Below are 20,572 nucleotides of genomic sequence, written 5' to 3' on the forward strand. Positions count from 1 at the left end.
TCTAGTACAAAATAATGTTACAGTTCTTGACAAAACTACTAGAGAGAGGGGGTCTCAGTGATAGGATTCCCTAAAACCCCTTTTCTTTATTTTTGTAGAGAGAACAAAATCCTATGACAGAACTTTCTGGAAAAGCTCCTAAGTTCGGTGGCAGCACGGGCGGTTTACTCACCAAAGCCGATCTGGAAGAAAAATACGCCATCACCTGGACAAGCAGCAAAGAACAAGTCTTTGAAATGCCCACCGGTGGCGCCGCTATCATGAACGAAGGCGAAAATCTCCTCTATTTGGCCCGCAAAGAACACGCGCTCGCTCTTGGTACCCAATTCCGGACGAAATTCAAACCCAAAATCGAAGATTACAAAATCTATCGGATTTACCCCAGTGGTGAAGTGCAGTATCTCCACCCCGCTGATGGTGTCTTCCCCGAAAAAGTTAACGCTGGTCGTGAATTTTTCGGCAAAAAAGACCGCAATATCGGCAAAAACCCCGAACCGGCGACAATTAAGTTCTCTGGTGTCACTCCCTACGAAGCATAAATAAACCCTAAAATCGAGAGTGGGGAGTTAGATTTAGAAGCTATTTGGCCCTAAGATTTAACTTCTGACTCTCGATTTCTCTGATCGCAATCAATTGCTAGTTAGGGTTTGCGGCAATTTTCGTAAAGTCAGGAGTCAGGAGTCGGGGTGGTCACTGCGTGCGCTTTGCGGCGGGTTTTGGGGTGTTAGGGTGATGAGACAACTTCCCCATTCCCCCACTTCCCCACTTCCCCACTTCCCCATTCCCCCACTTCCCCACTTCCCTACTCCCCCACTCCTTCATAATTCATAATTTATAATTCATAATTCATAATTCCTTCCGTTTCCTGAACCATCAAAATATGATCTTCCCCGACTTCGATCGCTTTCGTGAACTGGCTGGCCAAGGTAACTTTATTCCTGTCTATCAAGAATGGGTCGCTGACCTAGAAACACCGGTTTCGGCCTGGTATAAAATTTGTGCCGATCAAGCCTACAATTTTTTATTAGAGTCGGTGGAAGGGGGCGAAACCTTGGGACGCTACAGCTTTTTAGGAGGCGATCCCGTCTGGGTATTGGAAGCGCGGGGAAACACCACCACCCAAACTTTTCGTGATGGTTCTCAAGAGATTTTTTCGGGGGATCCTTTCGAGATTTTAAGCCAATGTTTAGCCCCGATTGTGCCGGTTAAATTGCCGCAATTACCCGCCGGAATAGGGGGTTTATTTGGTTTTTGGGGTTATGAATTAATTAATTGGATTGAACCGCGAGTGCCTATTTATACCGCTACGGATGCCGATCTACCGGATGGTATTTGGATGCAGGTGGATAATCTAATTATTTTCGATCAAGTTAAACGGAAAATCTGGGCGATCTCTTATGCCGATATCCGGGGTGACAATCCCGATTTAGCAGCCGCTTATCAAGCGGCCTGCGATCGAGTGACACAGTTAGTTCTGAAGTTACGATTACCCCTACCAACTAATGCCAAAACTCTGGAATTATTACCAGTTGGTCAGGGGAAAGAATTAGTCTATGAAAGCAATACAACTCAGGAAAAATTCTGTCAAAATGTCCTAAAAGCCAAGGATTATATCAAAGCGGGGGATATTTTTCAGGTGGTTATTTCCCAGCGTTTAAATGCCAATTATCAGGGTAATCCTTTCGATTTATATCGTTCCCTGCGTCTGATTAATCCTTCTCCCTACATGGCTTTTTATAACTTTAAGGATTGGCAGATTATTGGCTCTAGTCCTGAAGTGATGGTTAAGGCAGAAAGGGACGAATTAGGTAAAATAAGGGCCACTGTCAGACCAATTGCTGGCACCCGTCGCCGGGGACAAAACTTCAGTGAAGACCAAGCTTTAGCCACGGATTTATTGCAAGATCCCAAAGAAATTGCCGAGCATATTATGTTAGTGGATTTGGGGAGAAATGATCTCGGCCGGGTGTGCGATCGAGGTACGGTCAAAGTGGATGAATTAATGATAATTGAACGTTATTCCCACGTTATGCACATTGTTAGTAATGTGGTGGGGGATTTAGCCACCAATAAAACTGCTTGGGATTTATTAAAAGCTTGTTTTCCGGCGGGAACCGTCAGTGGGGCCCCGAAAATTCGCGCCATGGAAATTATTCATGAATTAGAACCCTGTCGTCGCGGTCCCTATTCAGGGGTTTATGGTTACTACGATTTCGAGGGACAGTTAAATAGTGCCATCACGATTCGCACTATGATTGTTCGTCCCCAGGGTAATCAAAATTATCTGGTTTCTGTGCAAGCGGGAGCGGGGTTAGTAGCTGATTCTGAGCCGGAGAAAGAGTATGAAGAAACCCTCAACAAAGCCAGGGGTTTATTGGAGGCAATTCGCTGTTTAAGTTAGATTTTTTAGCCCAGGATCCTCCTTCTCTATTTAACCTCATGAGGAGGAAAAATATTTAATCGGTAGCTCTAGGGGAAACTCTGGTACTGACAGAGTATTTAACTTTATCTTTATCGGTATCTCCAGTAGTCAGATTTACCTCAGCGTTGGCATTCAAAATCACTTGACCACCACCCGCGCGAACACAGGTAAAAAAACCGTCCACATTGCCAAGGGCGGGGATTCGGGTAAAACCCGTGGGACAATTGGGGTTATTAGCAGCCGCTGCTAACATATCGGTGACGGGGGAATGTTGCCAAGGGGAAGTAATATCGTAGTTGCCATCTTCGTCCAAGTTTGGACCATAGCGCCACAAGACTCGCGGACCGGTCAAGCTATTTTCAGGTTCTTTGGTATAGTAAACGATCTGCTCTGCGAGCGTACCATCGAGATTGTTGGGGTCGGGAATTTGGAAAGCTAGAACTGCTCGCGCTCCTGTGGGTACTTGAGTACTCGTGATCGCAGCTTCAGAATCAGCGATAATTTTTGCCCGTCTCACTTCATCTGAAACAAACTCTAGAGTACGATTAAGATTATTTTGGATTTCAGTACCAGCATTAGCTCGATAGTCACTTCTGAGCAAGTTAATCACACCAATTCCCGCCACCGAGATGACAATCACCATCATCGCACTTGCCAGTAAAACTTCTGTTATCGTGAAACCCTCTTGTCGAACCAACCGGGCGGATTTTTTTGGTAAACGGCCTAGGTGATTGATGTAGCCTAAATAAGAACGCATAGCTTTAACCCGTGCCAATTTTTCTGTTCTGTACTCCCCTAAATATTTGACATTTATTGCAGTCACGCAGATTTTATTAAACTATCGGTCAGTCAAGTCAAAAGGTGTTTTCGGAAACCACTGAAAATTTACTACTACCTACTGCCTTGACAATTCCCCCAGAAAACTCCTGAACGAGACTGTTTTAACTTAATCAACTTCACCACTAAATACACGATAGACCGAGAAAATCTTCTAGATAGTGATTTCGGTGTTGCCAGAAAGTTGATTTTTTTCACAGCGATTATGGGAGTAAGCGGTTTTACAGGAAATTTCGTACACTTGTATTAGTATAATTGTTGACCCTGAAGGAGATAAGAAAGCCCAAGGACTGGTTACAATCAAGGATGAGTAATTTTTCGATCGATCTCATCTAAATAATCATGCGTCTCTTACACACCATGCTCCGGGTCAATAACTTGCAGGAATCTCTACAATTTTACTGCGATGTGCTAGGAATGAAGTTATTGCGCCAGAAAGACTATCCCAATGGTCAATTTACCCTCGCTTTCGTCGGTTATGGCGATGAGGCTAATCATGCTGTCATCGAACTGACTTATAATTGGGGAGTCGATCGCTATGAGGTCGGTAATGCTTACGGTCATATTGCCCTAGGCGTGGATGATATCTATAGCACCTGTGAGAAAATTAAAGCTCTTGGTGGCAATGTCACTAGGGAACCAGGCCCGATGAAACACGGTTCTACGGTGATTGCTTTCGTGGAAGATCCTAATGGCTACAAGATCGAGTTAATTCAACTAGGAACCCACGGGGCTGCCGTGGTTACGGCTTAATCAAAAACCTATGACTGTTGAAATTGAACGGAAGTTTCTGGTTAAAGGGGATCACTGGCGATCGCTGGCTGCGGGCAAGTTGTATCGTCAGGGATATATTCCTACCCAAGATGGATTGACAACCGTGCGGGTTCGTGTAGTTGGAGATCGGGGTTATTTAACCATTAAAGGCAAGACTGAGGGCATTAGTCGTCAGGAATTCGAGTATGTAATTCCCCTAGAAGATGCGGCTCTCATGTTAGAAAACCTCTGTAAAAAACCTTTAATTGAAAAGATTCGTCATCGCATTTCTTTGGATAATTTAACTTGGGAAGTTGATGAATTTTTGGGAGATAATCAAGGACTGATTATGGCTGAAATTGAGTTGGAACAAGAGGATCAAGTCATTACTATTCCCGATTGGATCGGCGAAGAAGTCACGGGAGATGCGCGATACTACAATAGCAATTTACAGAAATTTCCCTATAAAATGTGGTCATTGTAGTATGAATTTCCTCCCAGTTTAACTCTGGGTAGATACGGCTTTTTCTGCTTCGTTTAGCTTATTCGTTACCCGTCGGAGAACGCCATTAATAAAACGATAACCTTCATCATCAGAATAACGTTTGGCTAATTCGATCGCTTCATTAATTGCTACTTTTTGAGGTATATCGAGATAGAGCATTTCTGCCACGGCAATTTGCAGGATATCCCGATCGATTCTTGGTAAACGATGTAGTTGCCAATCCACTAAAGCACCGGTTAATTCCTGTTCGATTTCCGCACGACGACGATAGACTGTACCGATTAATTCTAGGGCATATTCCCGCACTTCGTACTGACTAGATAACTGGACAATTTCGGGAAAATCTATCACGGTTCCCAAACGATTAATGGCATTGTGGGTAAGAGAAATCGCTTCTTTTACCATAGTTTGAGCGCTTTTTATATTTGTTGCCTTAGTATCACTAGCGAGAATCCGTTCATTACCACGACTAATTTCAGCAGCGGCAGTTTCTAAGGTTTCTTGAATTTCGACGGTTAAGGTTCTAACTGCGACTAAAATTAAATCGTTTAAAGTTTGCTGTTCCAGGTTTTCAGGATTACCTTTAATCTGACTTAAACTCAAAAGGGCAAGTTCTCGAGCAATGCGACGGGGTTGTTGACGGGGAGGCATAGAAGTTTAGAAGTAGAGGAAAGAAAATTATACAACTTTATCGATCGCTATCTGGTTGGGTTAATTTTTCTCGGCGATCAATTTTTGACTAACTTCTATTCTAGCATAAAAGCTGCCAAGATTTAATTTTTCAAGTTTTAATTAGACAAAAGACCATATCTATCTTGAATCTCCCTTAATTTAGTCTCAGCTTCTTGAGCATTAATAGCTAATTGAGCAAACTCTAGAAAGCGTTTTAATTCCTTGCGTAATAAATTCCTTTCTACTTCCCAAGTTTCTCGATCTAAGGTAGGTGGCATAACGATCATATCAAATAAAGTGGCCTGTTTTTTATCAGGATGGGGGCGCAATATTCGCCCGCGACGCTGAATAAATTGTCGAGGATTACCACTACTAGCCAGAATGACTGCGTTTTGAATTGATGGTAGATCTACTCCCTCATCTAAACATCTAATTGCCACTAATCCTTGCAGATAACCCTCCTCAAATTGTTGGCGAATTTTTTCTCGTTCTTCTAGAGAAGTTTCTGCGGTGTAGGTAGCAACTCGATAACCTAATTGATTGCCCAATAAATGAGTAACTGCCTCTACCTGACGACGATAATTAGCCGTATAATTTTCTACATAACCATCCCCACAATAAAATAAAGTATGATCCGTATCTAAACGCTGTTGCATCAGTTGTTGTAAAGCCTGTAATTTATTACTTGCTGAACCGATTAATCGCGATCTTTGCATTAACAAAGCTGTTAAGTTTTCATTGCTATTTAAATTACTGTTTTTCTGTAAAATCCAGCCAATTTTCTGGGTCAATTTTGCATATAATAAAGCCTCATTATCGGTTAATTCAACCAAGACTGGATAATAAAAATAATTGACTAAAGCACCTTTACTAATAGCATCGGCTAGGGTAAATTCTGGCTGTAGAATTTGCCCAAAATAATCAAGAATAGCGTCGGTTCCTTCCTCATCAAAATATCTTTCAGGAGTGGCGGATAAAGCCAATCTTAGACCTAAAGAACGGGGTAATAATTCTTCTAATCGGGGGGAACCTAAATTATGGGCTTCATCACCAACGATTAAAGTTTTATCGGGAAAAAATTTTATTTGTGATTGAAAACCCTCGCTAATAAAAGTTGAGTTAGTAGTTAAAATAGTGACAAATTTTTGATTACCCGCTTGCACATTATATAATTCTGTGGATAGTTGACTTTGCCATGTATGGACACTTTCGTAGGCTAAAATCGGTTTAAGATTAAATTTTTCCGCTTCTCGTTGCCATTGATTGACTAGGTGACGATAGGGACAAATTACTAATAATACTTGCAGTTCTATCGCTTCGTAAAGTTCCATGGCAATAGCTAAAGCAGTAATAGTTTTACCGCTGCCGGTGGCCATTTTTAAAGTTCCTCGTCCCCGATTACGAAACCAACTGATAATCGCTGTATTTTGGTAGTCTCTCAATTCTAAATTGGGAGGAATCCTAGGAATACCAGAGGGATTAACTCGATAGAATCCTCGCAATTCAGCAACTTGCTTGATTTTGCGGGAACCCAGAAAATCCCTAGTTATTTTTTCCCAATCTATCCAGCAACTATTCATAGGACCTCTTGTAAAAATAAAAAATTGTTGTTAGGGTTAGGAGTCAGTAGTCAGGAGATTGTTTTTATTTATAGCGTTTCCTGTTCGCAAGAGGTTTATACTAAATCCTGTTTAAAAGGTATAGGATGGTGGGAAGTGGGAAGTGGGAGAAACAATCCATAGCTTGGCAGTTCATCACACTATTAAAAATAGTTTTTGTATAAGCTCAAAAGTAGCAAAAAGCCAAAAATCTAAAAGCTAAAGGTTGCTCCCTATATAATTGGGATGGACTAAAAAGACCATCCCACAGCTATCAAACCACTCTTAACTGTTATCCTAGAAACCTAGGCAAGGATTAGGATAATTTACTAGGTCGCTACTTCTTCTTTTTGGAGAGTATTTTGCCGAAGTTTTTCTTGATCTTGGCGACGTTTTTTAGCATAAAGTTGGATTGTCACTGCCATTAATACCACTAAAGCTACAATTAACCAAGTGGTCAAATCGAGGGGTAATTGATTCTTAAATACAGCCAAAAGGACAATAACTACCAATAACAGGGTTGGTGCTTCATTTAAGGCCCGAAATTGCTGTCCCGTCCAATTACATTCCCCTTTTTCTAGCTTCTTCATGATGCGACCACAGTAGAAATGATAGAGCAGTAAAAGAGCCACAAAGGATAATTTAATATGTAACCATCCCGATTTTAAAATTTCTGGTTCTGTGGAGATTAAACCGATCGCCATGGCCACGGTGACAATCATCCCAGGTGTGGTAATGATATTGTAGAGTCGCTTCTCCATGATCTCGTATTGCGCTTTCAGAATAGCTTGTGCGGGTTCGGTTTGTGTTGCTGCCTCCGCATGATAGACAAACAAACGTACTAAATAAAATAGTCCCGCAAACCAAACAACTACCCCAATCAGGTGAAATGCTTTAAACCAATAGTAAGCCATAGTCTATATTGTGATGTGAGTCCCGAATTAATTAGTCTAAGAGTTATCCATACTTTCCCAGACTATCCCTATACAAAAGTTTAGACGGAAAATAGGGATTGGGGGGAGTGGGAATTATGAATTATGAATTATGAATTATGAAGTGGGGTAGTGGGGTAGTGGGGAGTGGACAACCCTAGCTCCTGAATACTGACTCCTAACCCAATGTTGGACAAAGATAAGCAAAAACTATTGATTAACTCCACAAACTTGAGAATATTTAAATTAACATTCAGCAATATTTACAAATTCTTAAGAATTAATTGAGAAAGATTTTTATTTAACAACGATGTTATGCTAGTTACAGCGATTTTACTGAATTTCATAATGGGTTTTTCTGTGCTTTTTTGGGCAGCAACGGTTGAAACCCTTGCCACACCTAGAAGGTGATCCTAATCAAGACAGGTAAATGAGTCAATTTCACCCCCAACGATGATCTTTTTTTTGTGTAGTTTTATTGCAAAAAAAAAGTTTTTTTGACAAAAAGCACAAAGTATGAATTATGAATTATGAAGTGGGAAGAATAAATAAAAATAATCTCCTGACGACCGACTCCTTACTCGGAGAATACTGACGACCGATAGCTAATTATCTAAGAGCAAAGGTCGCAGAAAACCGCCATAATTCTCGTCATCTGTACCGATAAAGACTTCTACTTCACCTCTAGGAGATTCTCTGGTAGTCACCGCTTCCACTTTGGAGCCGTCGATTTCTGCAATTTTTTGGGGATTAGGGGCAAGAATTAGGCTATTATCGGCTGTAACTTGACCAATACGGTAAACAGCACTTCTAAACACTCCCGCATTATCTGGATCGTCAGCGGAAGCTATGTAGATATTACCTTGCTTATCTACGGCTAAATCGGAGATGGGGCGAATATTTTTACCACTACCAAAAGGACTCCGAAAAGTTACCGACTGAAATTCCCCGAATTTTAAGGGATTGAACGAGATATCCGTCCAGCGAATCTTTGTACTCTCTTGACTATCGGCCCGTTCTGCGTAGATAAATAGATAACGATCGCCTTGCCGACTAACAGCGATCGCCTCGACATTTTCCACCGGGATCGGCCAATTTATTTGCTCAACTATCTTGACTTTTTGCTGGTTGTATGCTGCTAAAAATAGTCTTTGAAAAGGTTTTTTCTCGCCACTTTCAGCCAACAAAAATAAATTAGTTTCTGGGATATGAGTAATACTTTCGAGATCGTTACTCAATCCCTCTGGATTTGGCCAATCTACCCTTAAAACCTGCCATAATAGCGGTTTTTCCTGCGTAGGTAGCTGTAAAAGACTCAGCCTTGCTTGAGATGGATCACTATTTTTGCCCCTATTTTTGGCATCGTGAACCCCTAGAAAAATATCCGCTTCCACCCAAGCTAAACCACTGATATCCGGAAGATAAGTCTCCAGTCGTCTCGATTGTTGAGCAAAAGAGACTTGCACGGCCGAAAAAAAGAAAACTAGGGCTAAAATCACCGAAAAAAAAGTTTTTAATCGGCTATTCTTGCTTAAAAATGCTCTATTCTCTAACACCTATTCCCTAGCTCCCAATATCACTGATTAACTCCTCCACCACCCGATTTAAACCGACGGAATGGGAAGCCTTGCACAAAATGCGATCGCCAGAAGCGATCACTTCCTTTAAACGATTAATTAAATCTGCGTGAGTTTGAAAACATTCACAAGCGACCCCAGTAGCGGACTCAGCAATAAACTTAGCTTCTGGGTCATCCACCAAGACAAACAAGCGATCTATGCCTAATTTTTGCACCCTCTCACCCACTTGGCGATGTAATTGCTCCGAAAAAGACCCTAACTCCTTCATCGTGCCTAAAACAGCAATATGACGCTGACCGGGGGTAGCTTTCAGTAAATCCAAGGCTGCTAACATTGATTCTAGACCTGCGTTATAGGTTTCATCGAGGAGTAGGATATCTGGCTCTAATTGGTAACGTTTGGCCCGACCACTGGGTAAATTAACCTTAATTCCCTCTTGCAAAGAAGTCCAATCGATGCCTAAAATTTTCGCTACAGCCAAGGCCGCCATAAAATTTAAAGCATGATGACGACCAGATAAAGGTAAGTTAAAATCTAGTCCATTGACTCGTAAAGTAGTTAAATCCAGTAATTCCCCGACTATATCGCCGCCAGAGAAGCCATAGGTAATTGTTTCCCCCTGCCATACCCGTTTAGCTGTTTCAGTAAGTAAAGGGTGATCGTAGTTAAGAACAGCTATACTACCAGAAGGAGACTCGGCCAATAACTCGCATTTCGCTTCTGCGATCGCCTTTTCCGACCCTAAACGACCGATGTGAGCGGTTCCCACATTAGTAATCACTGCGATCGTCGGTTGGGCGATTTGAGCGAGCAGGGCAATTTCTCCCCGTCCCCGCATTCCCATCTCGATTACGGCACTATCGTGAGTTTCGTCCAGTTCGAGGAGAGTTTTCGGCACTCCGATCTCATTGTTATAATTAGCCAGGGTTTTGTGTACCTTTCCCCGGGTTGCTAATACGGAGGCGATTAATTCTTTAGTCGTGGTTTTCCCCACCGATCCCGTAATAGCAATCACGGGTATAGTAAATTGATTCCGCCACCAATGGCCTAATTGCTGATAGGTTTCTAGGGTATTCTGGACTAGGAATACAGGAATATTACTAGAGGAATTTACCGAAACTGGCTGATCGACAATCAAGGTCGCCGCTCCTCTTTCGATAGCCATATCGATAAAATCATGACCATTAAAATTATCACCTTTTAAGGCTAAAAATGCTTGTCCTGACTCAATACTACGGCTATCAGTATTAATGCCAGATACTAACCTATCGGGACTAAAACTTATGTCAGCTTTATCTTGAAAGGATAATAATTGAGCTAGTTGATTGAGGGATAAATGACAGGGCATAGACAATAAAAATACTTAGAGTAAATTCCGAATAATCTAGAAGATAGATTGAGGGTTAAGGGGGACTTAGATCAGATAAAATCGATTTTTCTTGGCTCTCTCAATCAGATCTGGTGCCATGTAAGGACGCAACGTGGTCAGTGAGTTTATCGAACTGCTTGCGCCCATAATCTAATATTGTGAATATTTTTCAGCCAATGTCCGAGAGAGCCAACTCGATGGCGTAGAATGACCCAAAATAGGGACAGCCTAAGAAGGGAGCATCTACTATCTAATCACAATTGACTCCTTTACAGCAGTTATCTGATCACCTCCGTAGGACTAGGGCAAGGGTTTTGCTCAACAGGTGGGGAGCGGGGATTAAAAAGTTAAGTAATCTCAACTTCTAGCCAATGGCACCCCGGAACTGGGGGATAATTAAGCCATCGTCATTTAGGCTGCGTTTATCCGTGAAAATTATCGTTATCGGCAGTGGTGGTCGAGAACACGCCCTGGCTTGGAAACTGCTGCAATCACCCGAAGTTGAACAAGTGTTCTGCATTCCGGGTAATGGGGGAACGGCAATTTTACCTCAATGTGAAAATATCCCGATAACAATGGAGGATTTTGCCGAAATTAGTCGCTTTGCCCGGGAAAATAGCGTCGATTTGGTGGTTGTCGGTCCAGAATATCCCCTCTCCCTCGGCATTACCGATTATCTTCTGTCCCAAGAAATAACGGTTTTTGGCCCCACACAAACTGGGGCCCTAATTGAATCGAGCAAATCCTGGGCCAAAGAATTAATGAGCGAAGCCGGAGTGATCACCGCCGCCTCGGAAACCTTTACCGATGCAGAATTAGCAAAAACTTATATCCGAGAGCAAGGAGCGCCCATCGTGGTGAAAGCCGACGGATTAGCCGCAGGAAAAGGGGTAATTGTCGCCGAAACCGTAGATACAGCCCTAGAAGCGATCGATGATCTTTTTACCAGTGGCTTTACTAAAGTCGTGGTGGAGGAATTCCTAGAGGGGGAAGAAGTGTCTATCCTCACCCTCACCGATGGGATCAGCTTTCGTTCCCTGCTACCCGCCCAAGATCACAAGCGCATCGGTGAGGGCGATACCGGCAAAAATACCGGCGGTATGGGAGTTTATGCCCCCGCACCCATCGCCACCGCCGCCATGATCGAAGCGGTGGACAGAGACATCCTCGCCCCCATCGTCGCCACCCTGCAAAAACGCGGCATTGACTATCGGGGAGTCCTCTACGCGGGTTTAATGATTTCCCCCGCCGGAGAGCCAAAAGTTCTCGAATTTAACTGTCGTTTTGGCGATCCCGAAACCCAAGCGGTTTTACCCCTACTGGAAACTCCCCTGGCACCCCTACTGCTGGCTTGCGCTCAACAAAAATTAACTGATTTCCCCTCTTTACAATGGCGGTCCGGTAGTGCTGTTTGTGTGGTGGCTGCGTCTGCCGGTTATCCCGACCACTACGAAAAAGGCCAGTTAATCACGGGAATTAAGGCCGCTGAAACCGAGGGAGCGATCGTTTTCCACGCCGGCACGGTTTTAAAACACGGCGATATCTTCACCGATGGCGGCCGGGTTTTGGGTGTCACGGCTATGGGAGCCAATTTTAATCAGGCGATCGAACTTGCCTATCAATCGGTGAAAAGGATACACTTTGAGGGCATCTATTATCGTCGCGATATCGGCCACCGGGTACGCGAAAAATAAGGGTCAGTATTGAGGCGGGGGTAAGGGGGAATAGTTAGGGGTTTTGAGGATTAATTTATTAGCCAATTTCCCCTTTTTTCCGCCTCTCTGACCGAATCCTCACCTCTTTCTATGGTAATCCCTGACAAAAGCAAATCTGATTTGTCAAAAAACCAGTAACTATTGATAAAATCATGAAACTGAATCGCCTAACCAAATTACCATCCCTATGCGAATTTTGCTCTATTCTTATAACTATTATCCAGAACCGATCGGCATCGCTCCCCTGATGACAGAACTGGCGGAGGGATTGGTTAAAAGAGGTCATCAAGTCAGGGTTTTGACGGCTTTTCCTTGGTATCCTAATAGTGAAATCGATCCCGAATACCGAGGAAAAATCTATCTGGAAGAAGAACGAAATGGTGTTAAAATTCAACGTTCCTACGTTTGGGCCCGCCCCCAAAGAAGTCTAAAAAATCGAATTTTCTTTGAGTTGAGCTTTGTTTTTTTGAGTTTCTTTCAGGCTCTCAAAGGCGAAAAACCCGATCTAATTTTCTTAACTGTCCCCGGATTACCCGTTTGCGTTCCCGCCGCTTTATTGAGTAAATTATATGGGGTGCCGATTATTCTAAACTTACAGGATATTCTGCCCGATGCGGCAGTTCATGTGGGATTATTAACTAATCAGAAAATGATTAAGGTTTTTAGTAGTCTCGAAAAATTTGCCTACAAAACTGCCAGCAAAATCTCGGTTATTGCCGATGGTTTTACCAAAAATCTCCTCACTAAAAATGTGCCGAGTCAGAAAATTATTGAGATTCCTAATTGGGTAGATGTCAGCTTTATTAAACCTTTGCCGAAAACCCATAATTATTTCCGCCAAGAAAATCATCTTGAGGGCAAGTTTGTTGTTTTATATTCTGGCAATATTGCCCTAACTCAACCCTTAGAAACTCTGATCGATGCCGCAGTTCACTTAGTTAATATTCCTGAGATTAAAGTGGTAATTGTTGGTAAAAAAGAGGCCCTTGATCGCCTAGAAAATTATCGCCAACAACAGGGGGCAAGTAATGTGCTTTTATTACCCTTTCAACCCCGGGAAAAATTACCAGAAATGTTAGCCGCTGCTGATGTGGGTATGGTGATGCAAAAACATAACGTTATTTCCTTTAATATGCCGTCCAAAATTCAGGTATTATTAGCTAGTGGTCGTGCTATTATTGCTTCTGTTCCAGGCGATGGAACCGCTGCTAGGGCGATCGAGCGTAGTGGTGGTGGTTTGGTGGTTAATCCCGAAGATCCGGAGGCATTAGCTACAGCTATTTTAAAACTATACAAAAACCCAGATTTAGCAACTATACTAGGAGAAAAAGGACGAGAATACGCGGAAGAAAATTATGCCTTTGAAAAGACTTTGGATCAATACGAAAATCTTTTTTCTCAAGTAGTTAGTTAATAGACCTCTCGTAAAAATCAAAAATTGTTGTTAGGGTTAGGAGTCAGTAGTCAGTAGTCAGTAGTCAGGAGAATTAAGAAGGAGTAATAATCAGTTAAATGGTCTATTTACAGACTTTATGCCATTTAATCCTTATTTTTGCCGTTTTTGAACCCTGAAAAATTAATTAGGGAATGGGGGAATGGGGGAATGGGGGAATTCAACTAAAACCCTAAAACCCTAAAACCCCAACACCCTAAAACCCTAATACCTATCACCCCATCAGCTAACCTCTCACTCCCACTTAACTATTTTCATGTTCGATAATTTTTCAAAAAAAATCCCCTGGCAAAGTCTCAAACAAGTGATCACTTTTGTCTTAACAATTATTGCTTTAACTCCAGTGTTTACAGCTTTGATTTCTAGCGTTAATCAACCCCAAATCCAATCGAATATTCAACTGTATCAAACCAATCTCAACCTACAAGCTACGACTCTCAGCAGCGATGCTGACCCTGATAGCGAAGAATTTGCTAATCTTAAATTAATTCAAACTTCCCTGATCGGTGAAGAGCCTTATATCACTGCCGAGGAACAGTATTTATCAGCGCAGAAAAGTGCCAAAAAAACAATCACCGAACTAGAAAAATCAGCAGTTAATCCCGAACAAAAAAAATCCCTTGAGCAGGAAATCAATTCCCTAAAGGATTTAGAACTGAAATTAAGTCTCATTCAAGCTAGTCAAGGTGACTTGGATGCGGCAAGGCAAATCTGGCAAAACATCAAGGAAAAATCAGAATTTGAGAACTATAAACCTGCTGTTTTAAAAAATGCGCTGCTGTTAGAGGGATTGTACAGTGAACCCCCCCAAATTGCCCCCGATGCTGAAGCGAGAATCGAGCGCAATTTTCAAGGATGGTTTCGTTATACCATTCTGGAAAAATTATATAGTCTCGAAAATCGTCAAGAGGATTTACTCGCTTTAGAGGAAGAACAGAGTGAAGTGGCGGCTAATGCCTTAATTAAACTAATTTTATTGGCTTTTTTGCCTCTTATCGGCGGTTTAATCGGTGTTGTGCTGTTGGTCTTTTTATTAGTGCAGTGGCTGCTCCGCAAACGGCAATCGCTGCTCTTTTTAGATGATAGTCTCGCTTGGCAAACTAAGTGGGGAGGAGAAACCCTCTGGTGGGGAATAATTATCGGTTTCTTTTTCGTCGGACAAATTGTTTTACCGGTAGTTTTCGGGATTTTATCGAGTTTCTTGAGTCTCAATCCCGAAAAATTCAGTCTAGAAGCTAAAGCAATATACGTTGTAGTTAGTTATTTAGCCTTAACATTGAGCAGTTTATCGGTTTTATACCTAGCTATTAAGCCTTTTCGCCCTTTACCTCCCGATTGGTTTCGTTTTAACCTCTTTAGTCCTTGGCTTCTCTGGGGGTTAGCTGGCTATTTCGTCGCTTTACCCCTGGTTATTATCGTTTCTTTGCTCAATCAACTAATTTGGCAAGGACAGGGGGGTAGTAACCCGCTGCTGACTTTAGCCCTAGAATCCCAGAATACCTTCGCTTTGCTCTGTTTTGCCTTTACTGCTTCCCTTGCCGCTCCTTTTTTCGAGGAAATTGTCTTTCGCGGCTTTTTACTAGCTTCTTTGACTCGTTATCTACCCGTCTGGGGTGCGATTGCGCTTAGTAGTTTGATTTTCGCCCTTGCTCACCAAAATTTGTCAGAAGTGCTGCCTTTAACCGTCCTAGGTTGTGTTCTTGGCTTTGTTTACACCCGCTCGAAAAATTTATTATCCTCGATGTTGGTTCATAGTCTCTGGAATGGTGGCACCCTGTTAAGTTTATTTTTATTGGGCAGCGGTGCGGGTTAGGTGAGGTCAAAAGTCTCTTAGTCTAGAGATAACTAATCTCCCCCTTTCAACCCTTGCACTTAATTAGATAACCACATCGTTGCTCACCTTGATTGATCCAGTGAGTCCGTTCGATCGTACAATCGGGAAGCAGCATGGCAAACATTTCTAATTCATGGCCACAGATACTGGGATAGGAACCAGCCACCTCAGCAATAGCGCAATGATGCTCGGCTAGGACATAACTATTTTCTGCTTCCAGTGCCACTAATTCTGCCATATAACCCTCCTCTTGGCGAATTTCCAGCAATTTTCTCATTCTTTCCCCTAAAGACCCCTTGCCGAGGCGCAATTGATATTCTGCCGCTTTGCGTTGCCACTGTTTTTTGAGAATTTCCCCCACCTGTTGCTCTCCCACCGTCTCCACGAGAGTATTGAGGAAAGAAACAGCGAAATTATCGTAATTATGGGGAAAACGGCCACGACCTTGACGACTGAGACGATAAATGTGCTGGGGCCGTCCTATCTTATTTTGTACGGCAAAATATTCTATCAGTCCTTCCTCCTCCAAATCCTTAAGATGGCGGCGCGTCGCTTGCGGACTAATACTTAACTCCTCAGCCAAGTCTTGGGCAGTAGATTGACCGTTTTTGAGCAAATATTGCAGAATATCGTCTTTAGTCGAGGCGGGTTGAGTCGTGGTCATGATACCAAAAACAGAGGCTTTAGCGTACAATTGCTGAGGGTCAAGGAGCGGCCAACTACCCTTCCAGAGTAACCTGAATAACAGAGGTTTACCAGCATCCTCTCAAATTTTCCCTGACTTTGACAACAGCTTTGTTGTTAATCTATTATATAATCAATTTAAACAACTTTATTGTTGTTTAACTGCCTCCCCTGCCTACCGCGTAGAGAGAACACTAACCCCCATGAGTGCAACCACCGTTAAAAACCTCGTTAACCAACCCTACAAGTACGGTTTCATCACCGATATCGAATCGGAAACCATCCCCCGCGGTTTGAATGAGGAGATTATTCGCCTAATTTCGGCGAAAAAGAAGGAACCGGAATTCATGCTCGATTTTCGTCTCCGGGCCTACCATCAATGGCAAAAGATGACCGAACCCAGTTGGCCGCACGTTTCCTATCCTGCCATTGATTATCAAAATATTATCTACTACTCTGCACCCAAACAGAAAAAAGAAAAACTCAACAGTCTTGAAGAAGTTGACCCCACTTTAATCGAAACCTTTGAAAAATTAGGCATTCCCCTTTCGGAACAAAAACGCCTTTCTAACGTGGCCGTCGATGCTATCTTTGACAGCGTTTCTATCGCCACAACTTTTAAAGAAAAACTAGCAGAACAGGGGGTTATTTTCTGTTCTATTTCAGAAGCTTTACAGGAACATCCCGAATTAGTACAGAAATATCTCGGCAGTGTGGTTCCCGTGGGTGATAATTATTTTGCCGCTCTTAATTCTGCTGTTTTTAGCGATGGTTCCTTTGTTTTTATCCCCAAAGGTGTCGCCTGTCCGATGGAATTGTCCACCTATTTTCGGATTAATAACGGTGAGACGGGACAATTTGAAAGAACTTTAATTGTCGCTGAAGAAGGGGCATCGGTAAGTTATTTAGAAGGTTGCACCGCTCCGATGTACGATAGTAATCAACTTCATGCCGCCGTTGTGGAATTAGTCGCCCTCGATAATGCGGATATTAAATATTCGACGGTACAAAATTGGTACGCTGGCGATGCCAATGGTAAGGGAGGTATTTACAATTTCGTCACTAAACGGGGTCTGTGTAAAGGAGTTAATTCTAAAATTTCTTGGACGCAAGTAGAAACTGGTTCAGCAATTACTTGGAAGTATCCCAGTTGTGTCTTAGTTGGCGATAATTCCGTCGGGGAATTCTACTCAATTGCCCTAACTAATAACAAACAACAGGCCGATACAGGTACGAAAATGATTCACATTGGCCGCAACACCAAGAGTACGATTATTTCTAAGGGAATTTCTGCGGGTAACTCCCAAAATAGCTATCGCGGGTTAGTGAAAATGGGACCGAAAGCCAAGGGAGCAAGAAATTACTCCCAGTGTGATTCTATGCTGATTGGAGATAATGCCGAAGCTAACACTTTTCCCTATATTCAGGTGGATAACAACAGTGCTAAGGTAGAACACGAAGCTTCCACTTCTAAAATCGGTGAAGACCAATTATTCTACTTCGCACAACGGGGCATTTCCGAAGAGGATGCTGTCTCTATGTTAGTCAGTGGTTTCTGTAAGGATGTCCTCAGTAAATTACCGATGGAATTCGCCGCCGAAGCTGATAAACTCCTTAGTCTCAAGCTAGAAGGAACCGTCGGATAATCAGTAAAGTAGGGTGGGTTAGGCGATAGCCGTAACCCACCAAAAGCTAAGTTAGGCGATAGCCGTAACCCACCAAAAGCTAAGACAATTTATCCATCAATTGATGATTCGCCGTCAACCACCAAAACTAATATTTTTGTTCTAGAAAAACATCTCATGAGTGAAGTAATTTTATCGGTAAAAAATCTGACCGCTAGTATTGACGGAAACCAGATTCTTAAAGGAGTTAACCTCGAAATTAAAGCAGGTGAAACCCACGCAATTATGGGGCGCAATGGCTCAGGAAAAAGCACCTTTTCCAAAGTAATCGCTGGACATCCCGATTATGAAGTAACTGGGGGAGAAATAATTTATAAAGGCGAAAACCTTTTAGACAAAGAACCCGATGAACGAGCGCTTATGGGTATCTTTCTCGCTTTCCAATATCCCTTAGAAATCCCCGGCGTTAGTAACCTCGATTTTCTTCGCGTTGCCTATAATGCCCGACAAAAATATTTAGGTTCGGAAGAATTAGATAGTTTTGACTTTGAGGAATTGGTCGAGAAAAAACTAGAAGTTGTCCAGATGAATCCTAGCTTTCTTGGCAGAAGTTTAAACGAAGGTTTCTCCGGTGGTGAGAAAAAACGTAATGAAATCCTACAAATGGCTTTATTAGAACCTACTTTAGGAATTCTCGATGAAATTGACTCCGGTTTAGACATCGATGCTTTGCGAATTGTTGCCCAGGGAGTCAATCACTTAGCTACTCCCGATAACGCTTTTTTACTTATCACTCACTATCAGCGTCTGCTCAACTACATTGAACCCGATGTTATTCATGTTATGTACGATGGGCGCATTGTCACCAGTGGTGGTAAAGAATTAGCTCTTGAATTAGAAAGAACTGGCTACGATTTCCTCGACGAACAAGTATTAGCCGTTAAATAATCTAGCTATCAGTTATCAGTAGTCAGGAGATTATTTTTACTTATTCTCCCCCTCTCCTCTCTACCCTCTCCCCAATTCATAATTCATAATTCATAATTCATAATTCCCACACCCCACACCCCACACCCCACACCCCACACCCTCTTTCAAGTCAGGAGATTATTTTTACTTATTCTCCCCCTCTCCTCTCTACCCTCTCCCCAATTCATAATTCATAATTCATAATTCATAATTCATAATTCCCACACCCCAAACCCCACCCCCTCTTACCAATGACAGCCATAATCACGAAACCTGAACAATCAGGAGAATTATTGTTAAAATTGTCGCGAGAAACGGTTCCCACTATCGATAACGGTAAAATTCTCGAATTAAGAGAATCGGGAGCCAGTAAAGCTCAAGAATTAGCCATTCCTGGCAGAAAAGATGAAGAATGGCAATTCACCGATTTAAGTCAACTCTGGGCGATCGATTTTCGCGCCCCCCAAACCGTTACAATCGATAAAAATGCCCTAGCTGTTTTTTTACTGCCCGAAGCCAAAAACAGCCACCTAGTCTTCGTTAACGGCATTTATCAGCCCGAATTGTCCGATATTTCCGCTTTACCCCCCGGTGTCAGCGTCGGCAATCTCGCCAATGCACAAAAAGATGTTCTTGTCAACTATCTAGGGAAAGAAAAAACCCCCGAATTTTTTACCGCACTCAACCAAGCTGGACTAAGCGATGGGGCAGTAATTCACGTCACCGCTAACACCGTCGTCACAACCCCGATACATCTCCTATTTATCACCGTTGTGGAGGAAATTCCCCGCTTTTATCAGCCCCATAGCCTAATCGTGGCGGAAACAGGAGCTAGTGTCAATATTATCGAGAATTACGGAGCTTTAGCCGAACATTGCTCCGATTTACCTGTAAATTACTCTTATTTCACCAATGCTGTCACGGAAATTTACCTCGAAGCCAACGCCGAGGTCATCCATACCAGAGTACAACGGGAATCGGGAGATGGTTTTCACATCGGACGCACGATAATTGAACAAGGGCGCGATAGCCGTTACACTCTCAACGAGATAAATCTAGGAGCTAAACTCTGCCGTCATAACCTCGATGTCCTGCAAAAAGGAGCACAAACCGAGACAAATCTGCACGGATTAGCCATGATTACCGGACAACAAACCGCCGATACCCACAGCGCCATCTATCTCAACCATCCCCACGGCATCACCAAGCAACTGCATAAATGTATCGTTGATGGTAGCGCTCACGCCATCTTTAATGGTAAAGTGTTTGTTCCCAAACCTGCCCAATTAACCAACGCCTCCCAGTTAAATCGGAATTTGTTAATTTCTAACAAGGCGCGAGTCAACACCAAACCGGAATTACAAATTACCGCCGATAACGTCAAATGTTCCCACGGGGCAACCGTTAGCCAACTGGAAGCCGATGATTTATTCTATCTGCAAAGCCGGGGCTTAAGTGCCGACACCGCCCGCAGTTTGTTAATTGATGCTTTCTCGGCCGAGATTTTAGCTAAAATTCCTCTAGAATCCCTCCGCCAAAGATTGGGGCAATGCGTCGCCTGTCGCAGTGTGGAATAACTCTACCGGGGTGGGTGTCAACCCGCCCAAAGTACCCCTCTGACTCC

Annotated in this window: 17 protein-coding genes; 10 read left to right on the top strand and 7 right to left on the bottom strand. The window is 42.8% G+C overall.

Going from position 1 to position 20,572, the window contains the following annotated elements:
* Window positions 1-113 precede the first annotated feature (113 nt).
* Together N0824_RS03135 and trpE are read left to right on the top strand one after the other, a co-directional pair.
* Window positions 114-539 carry a photosystem I reaction center subunit II PsaD gene (locus N0824_RS03135; protein ID WP_108935671.1) on the top strand — a complete coding sequence of 142 codons (426 nt, stop codon included), beginning with the start codon at window positions 114-116 and terminating at the stop codon, window positions 537-539.
* A 341-nt stretch (window positions 540-880) separates the two neighbouring features.
* On the top strand, window positions 881-2,401 hold the full coding sequence (gene trpE, locus N0824_RS03140) for an anthranilate synthase component I (protein WP_108935672.1): 1,521 nt from the start codon (window positions 881-883) through the stop codon (window positions 2,399-2,401).
* Between the two features lie 55 nt (window positions 2,402-2,456).
* On the opposite strand, the gene N0824_RS03145 is transcribed toward trpE, so the two are convergent.
* Window positions 2,457-3,245, bottom strand: coding sequence for a type II secretion system protein J (locus N0824_RS03145; protein ID WP_233256340.1), 789 nt, complete (start codon window positions 3,243-3,245; stop codon window positions 2,457-2,459).
* Window positions 3,246-3,601: 356 nt separating this feature from the next.
* Between N0824_RS03145 and gloA the strand changes: the two genes are divergently transcribed.
* Window positions 3,602-4,012: a lactoylglutathione lyase gene (gloA, locus tag N0824_RS03150; protein ID WP_108935674.1), complete on the top strand. Its 411-nt coding sequence runs from the start codon at window positions 3,602-3,604 to the stop codon at window positions 4,010-4,012.
* 10 nt (window positions 4,013-4,022) lie between these two features.
* Complete coding sequence (locus tag N0824_RS03155) at window positions 4,023-4,496, top strand: CYTH domain-containing protein (protein WP_108935675.1); 474 nt, start codon at window positions 4,023-4,025, stop codon at window positions 4,494-4,496.
* An 18-nt stretch (window positions 4,497-4,514) separates the two neighbouring features.
* On the opposite strand, the gene nusB is transcribed toward N0824_RS03155, so the two are convergent.
* From nusB to murF, 5 genes are all read right to left on the bottom strand, one after another.
* The gene (gene nusB / locus N0824_RS03160; protein WP_046660952.1) at window positions 4,515-5,168 is read right to left on the bottom strand and encodes a transcription antitermination factor NusB; all 654 of its coding nucleotides are present in this window, start codon (window positions 5,166-5,168) and stop codon (window positions 4,515-4,517) included.
* 137 nt (window positions 5,169-5,305) lie between these two features.
* Complete coding sequence (locus tag N0824_RS03165; RefSeq protein WP_108935676.1) at window positions 5,306-6,769, bottom strand: DNA phosphorothioation system restriction enzyme; 1,464 nt, start codon at window positions 6,767-6,769, stop codon at window positions 5,306-5,308.
* Window positions 6,770-7,116: 347 nt separating this feature from the next.
* Window positions 7,117-7,701, bottom strand: coding sequence for a protoporphyrinogen oxidase HemJ (gene hemJ, locus N0824_RS03175; protein ID WP_108935677.1), 585 nt, complete (start codon window positions 7,699-7,701; stop codon window positions 7,117-7,119).
* Window positions 7,702-8,324: 623 nt separating this feature from the next.
* Window positions 8,325-9,275 carry a hypothetical protein gene (locus tag N0824_RS03180; RefSeq protein WP_108935678.1) on the bottom strand — a complete coding sequence of 317 codons (951 nt, stop codon included), beginning with the start codon at window positions 9,273-9,275 and terminating at the stop codon, window positions 8,325-8,327.
* 7 nt (window positions 9,276-9,282) lie between these two features.
* On the bottom strand, window positions 9,283-10,647 hold the full coding sequence (murF, locus tag N0824_RS03185) for a UDP-N-acetylmuramoyl-tripeptide--D-alanyl-D-alanine ligase (protein ID WP_108935679.1): 1,365 nt from the start codon (window positions 10,645-10,647) through the stop codon (window positions 9,283-9,285).
* Between the two features lie 449 nt (window positions 10,648-11,096).
* Here murF and purD point away from each other — a divergent pair, with 449 nt between their 5' ends.
* The 3 genes from purD to N0824_RS03200 all read left to right on the top strand — a co-directional run bounded on the left by purD (window position 11,097) and on the right by N0824_RS03200 (window position 15,649).
* On the top strand, window positions 11,097-12,362 hold the full coding sequence (gene purD, locus N0824_RS03190; protein WP_108935680.1) for a phosphoribosylamine--glycine ligase: 1,266 nt from the start codon (window positions 11,097-11,099) through the stop codon (window positions 12,360-12,362).
* Between the two features lie 208 nt (window positions 12,363-12,570).
* A complete protein-coding gene (locus N0824_RS03195; protein WP_108935681.1) occupies window positions 12,571-13,797 on the top strand; it encodes a glycosyltransferase family 4 protein in 1,227 nt (408 codons plus the stop codon).
* Between the two features lie 295 nt (window positions 13,798-14,092).
* Window positions 14,093-15,649 (top strand): CPBP family intramembrane glutamic endopeptidase, encoded by a 1,557-nt coding sequence (locus N0824_RS03200; RefSeq protein ID WP_108935682.1) that lies wholly within the window; start codon window positions 14,093-14,095, stop codon window positions 15,647-15,649.
* A gap of 46 nt (window positions 15,650-15,695) precedes the next feature.
* On the opposite strand, the gene sufR is transcribed toward N0824_RS03200, so the two are convergent.
* Window positions 15,696-16,334, bottom strand: coding sequence for an iron-sulfur cluster biosynthesis transcriptional regulator SufR (sufR, locus tag N0824_RS03205; RefSeq protein WP_012265479.1), 639 nt, complete (start codon window positions 16,332-16,334; stop codon window positions 15,696-15,698).
* 223 nt (window positions 16,335-16,557) lie between these two features.
* On the opposite strand from sufR, the gene sufB reads away from it, so the two are divergent.
* The 3 genes from sufB (at window position 16,558) to sufD (ending at window position 20,525) form a co-directional block, all read left to right on the top strand.
* Window positions 16,558-18,000 carry a Fe-S cluster assembly protein SufB gene (gene sufB / locus N0824_RS03210; protein ID WP_002804340.1) on the top strand — a complete coding sequence of 481 codons (1,443 nt, stop codon included), beginning with the start codon at window positions 16,558-16,560 and terminating at the stop codon, window positions 17,998-18,000.
* A 156-nt stretch (window positions 18,001-18,156) separates the two neighbouring features.
* On the top strand, window positions 18,157-18,927 hold the full coding sequence (gene sufC, locus N0824_RS03215; RefSeq protein ID WP_002795094.1) for a Fe-S cluster assembly ATPase SufC: 771 nt from the start codon (window positions 18,157-18,159) through the stop codon (window positions 18,925-18,927).
* A 272-nt stretch (window positions 18,928-19,199) separates the two neighbouring features.
* Window positions 19,200-20,525: a Fe-S cluster assembly protein SufD gene (gene sufD, locus N0824_RS03220; RefSeq protein ID WP_108935683.1), complete on the top strand. Its 1,326-nt coding sequence runs from the start codon at window positions 19,200-19,202 to the stop codon at window positions 20,523-20,525.
* The last annotated feature ends 47 nt before the right edge of the window (window positions 20,526-20,572 follow it).

This window comes from Microcystis sp. 0824, assembly GCF_003112475.1.
In the GTDB taxonomy this organism is placed as follows: Bacteria; Cyanobacteriota; Cyanobacteriia; order Cyanobacteriales; family Microcystaceae; genus Microcystis; species Microcystis aeruginosa_C.

What these genes read in the sequence shown, in the direction of transcription:
- N0824_RS03135 (WP_108935671.1), top strand. Translation starts at nt 114, where the DNA reads ATGACAGAACTTTCTGGAAAAGCTCCTAAGTTCGGTGGCAGCACGGGC.
- trpE (WP_108935672.1), top strand. Translation starts at nt 881, where the DNA reads ATGATCTTCCCCGACTTCGATCGCTTTCGTGAACTGGCTGGCCAAGGT.
- gloA (WP_108935674.1), top strand. Translation starts at nt 3,602, where the DNA reads ATGCGTCTCTTACACACCATGCTCCGGGTCAATAACTTGCAGGAATCT.
- N0824_RS03155 (WP_108935675.1), top strand. Translation starts at nt 4,023, where the DNA reads ATGACTGTTGAAATTGAACGGAAGTTTCTGGTTAAAGGGGATCACTGG.
- nusB (WP_046660952.1), bottom strand. Translation starts at nt 5,168, where the DNA reads ATGCCTCCCCGTCAACAACCCCGTCGCATTGCTCGAGAACTTGCCCTT.
- N0824_RS03165 (WP_108935676.1), bottom strand. Translation starts at nt 6,769, where the DNA reads ATGAATAGTTGCTGGATAGATTGGGAAAAAATAACTAGGGATTTTCTG.
- hemJ (WP_108935677.1), bottom strand. Translation starts at nt 7,701, where the DNA reads ATGGCTTACTATTGGTTTAAAGCATTTCACCTGATTGGGGTAGTTGTT.
- murF (WP_108935679.1), bottom strand. Translation starts at nt 10,647, where the DNA reads ATGCCCTGTCATTTATCCCTCAATCAACTAGCTCAATTATTATCCTTT.
- N0824_RS03195 (WP_108935681.1), top strand. Translation starts at nt 12,571, where the DNA reads ATGCGAATTTTGCTCTATTCTTATAACTATTATCCAGAACCGATCGGC.
- N0824_RS03200 (WP_108935682.1), top strand. Translation starts at nt 14,093, where the DNA reads ATGTTCGATAATTTTTCAAAAAAAATCCCCTGGCAAAGTCTCAAACAA.
- sufR (WP_012265479.1), bottom strand. Translation starts at nt 16,334, where the DNA reads ATGACCACGACTCAACCCGCCTCGACTAAAGACGATATTCTGCAATAT.
- sufB (WP_002804340.1), top strand. Translation starts at nt 16,558, where the DNA reads ATGAGTGCAACCACCGTTAAAAACCTCGTTAACCAACCCTACAAGTAC.
- sufC (WP_002795094.1), top strand. Translation starts at nt 18,157, where the DNA reads ATGAGTGAAGTAATTTTATCGGTAAAAAATCTGACCGCTAGTATTGAC.
- sufD (WP_108935683.1), top strand. Translation starts at nt 19,200, where the DNA reads ATGACAGCCATAATCACGAAACCTGAACAATCAGGAGAATTATTGTTA.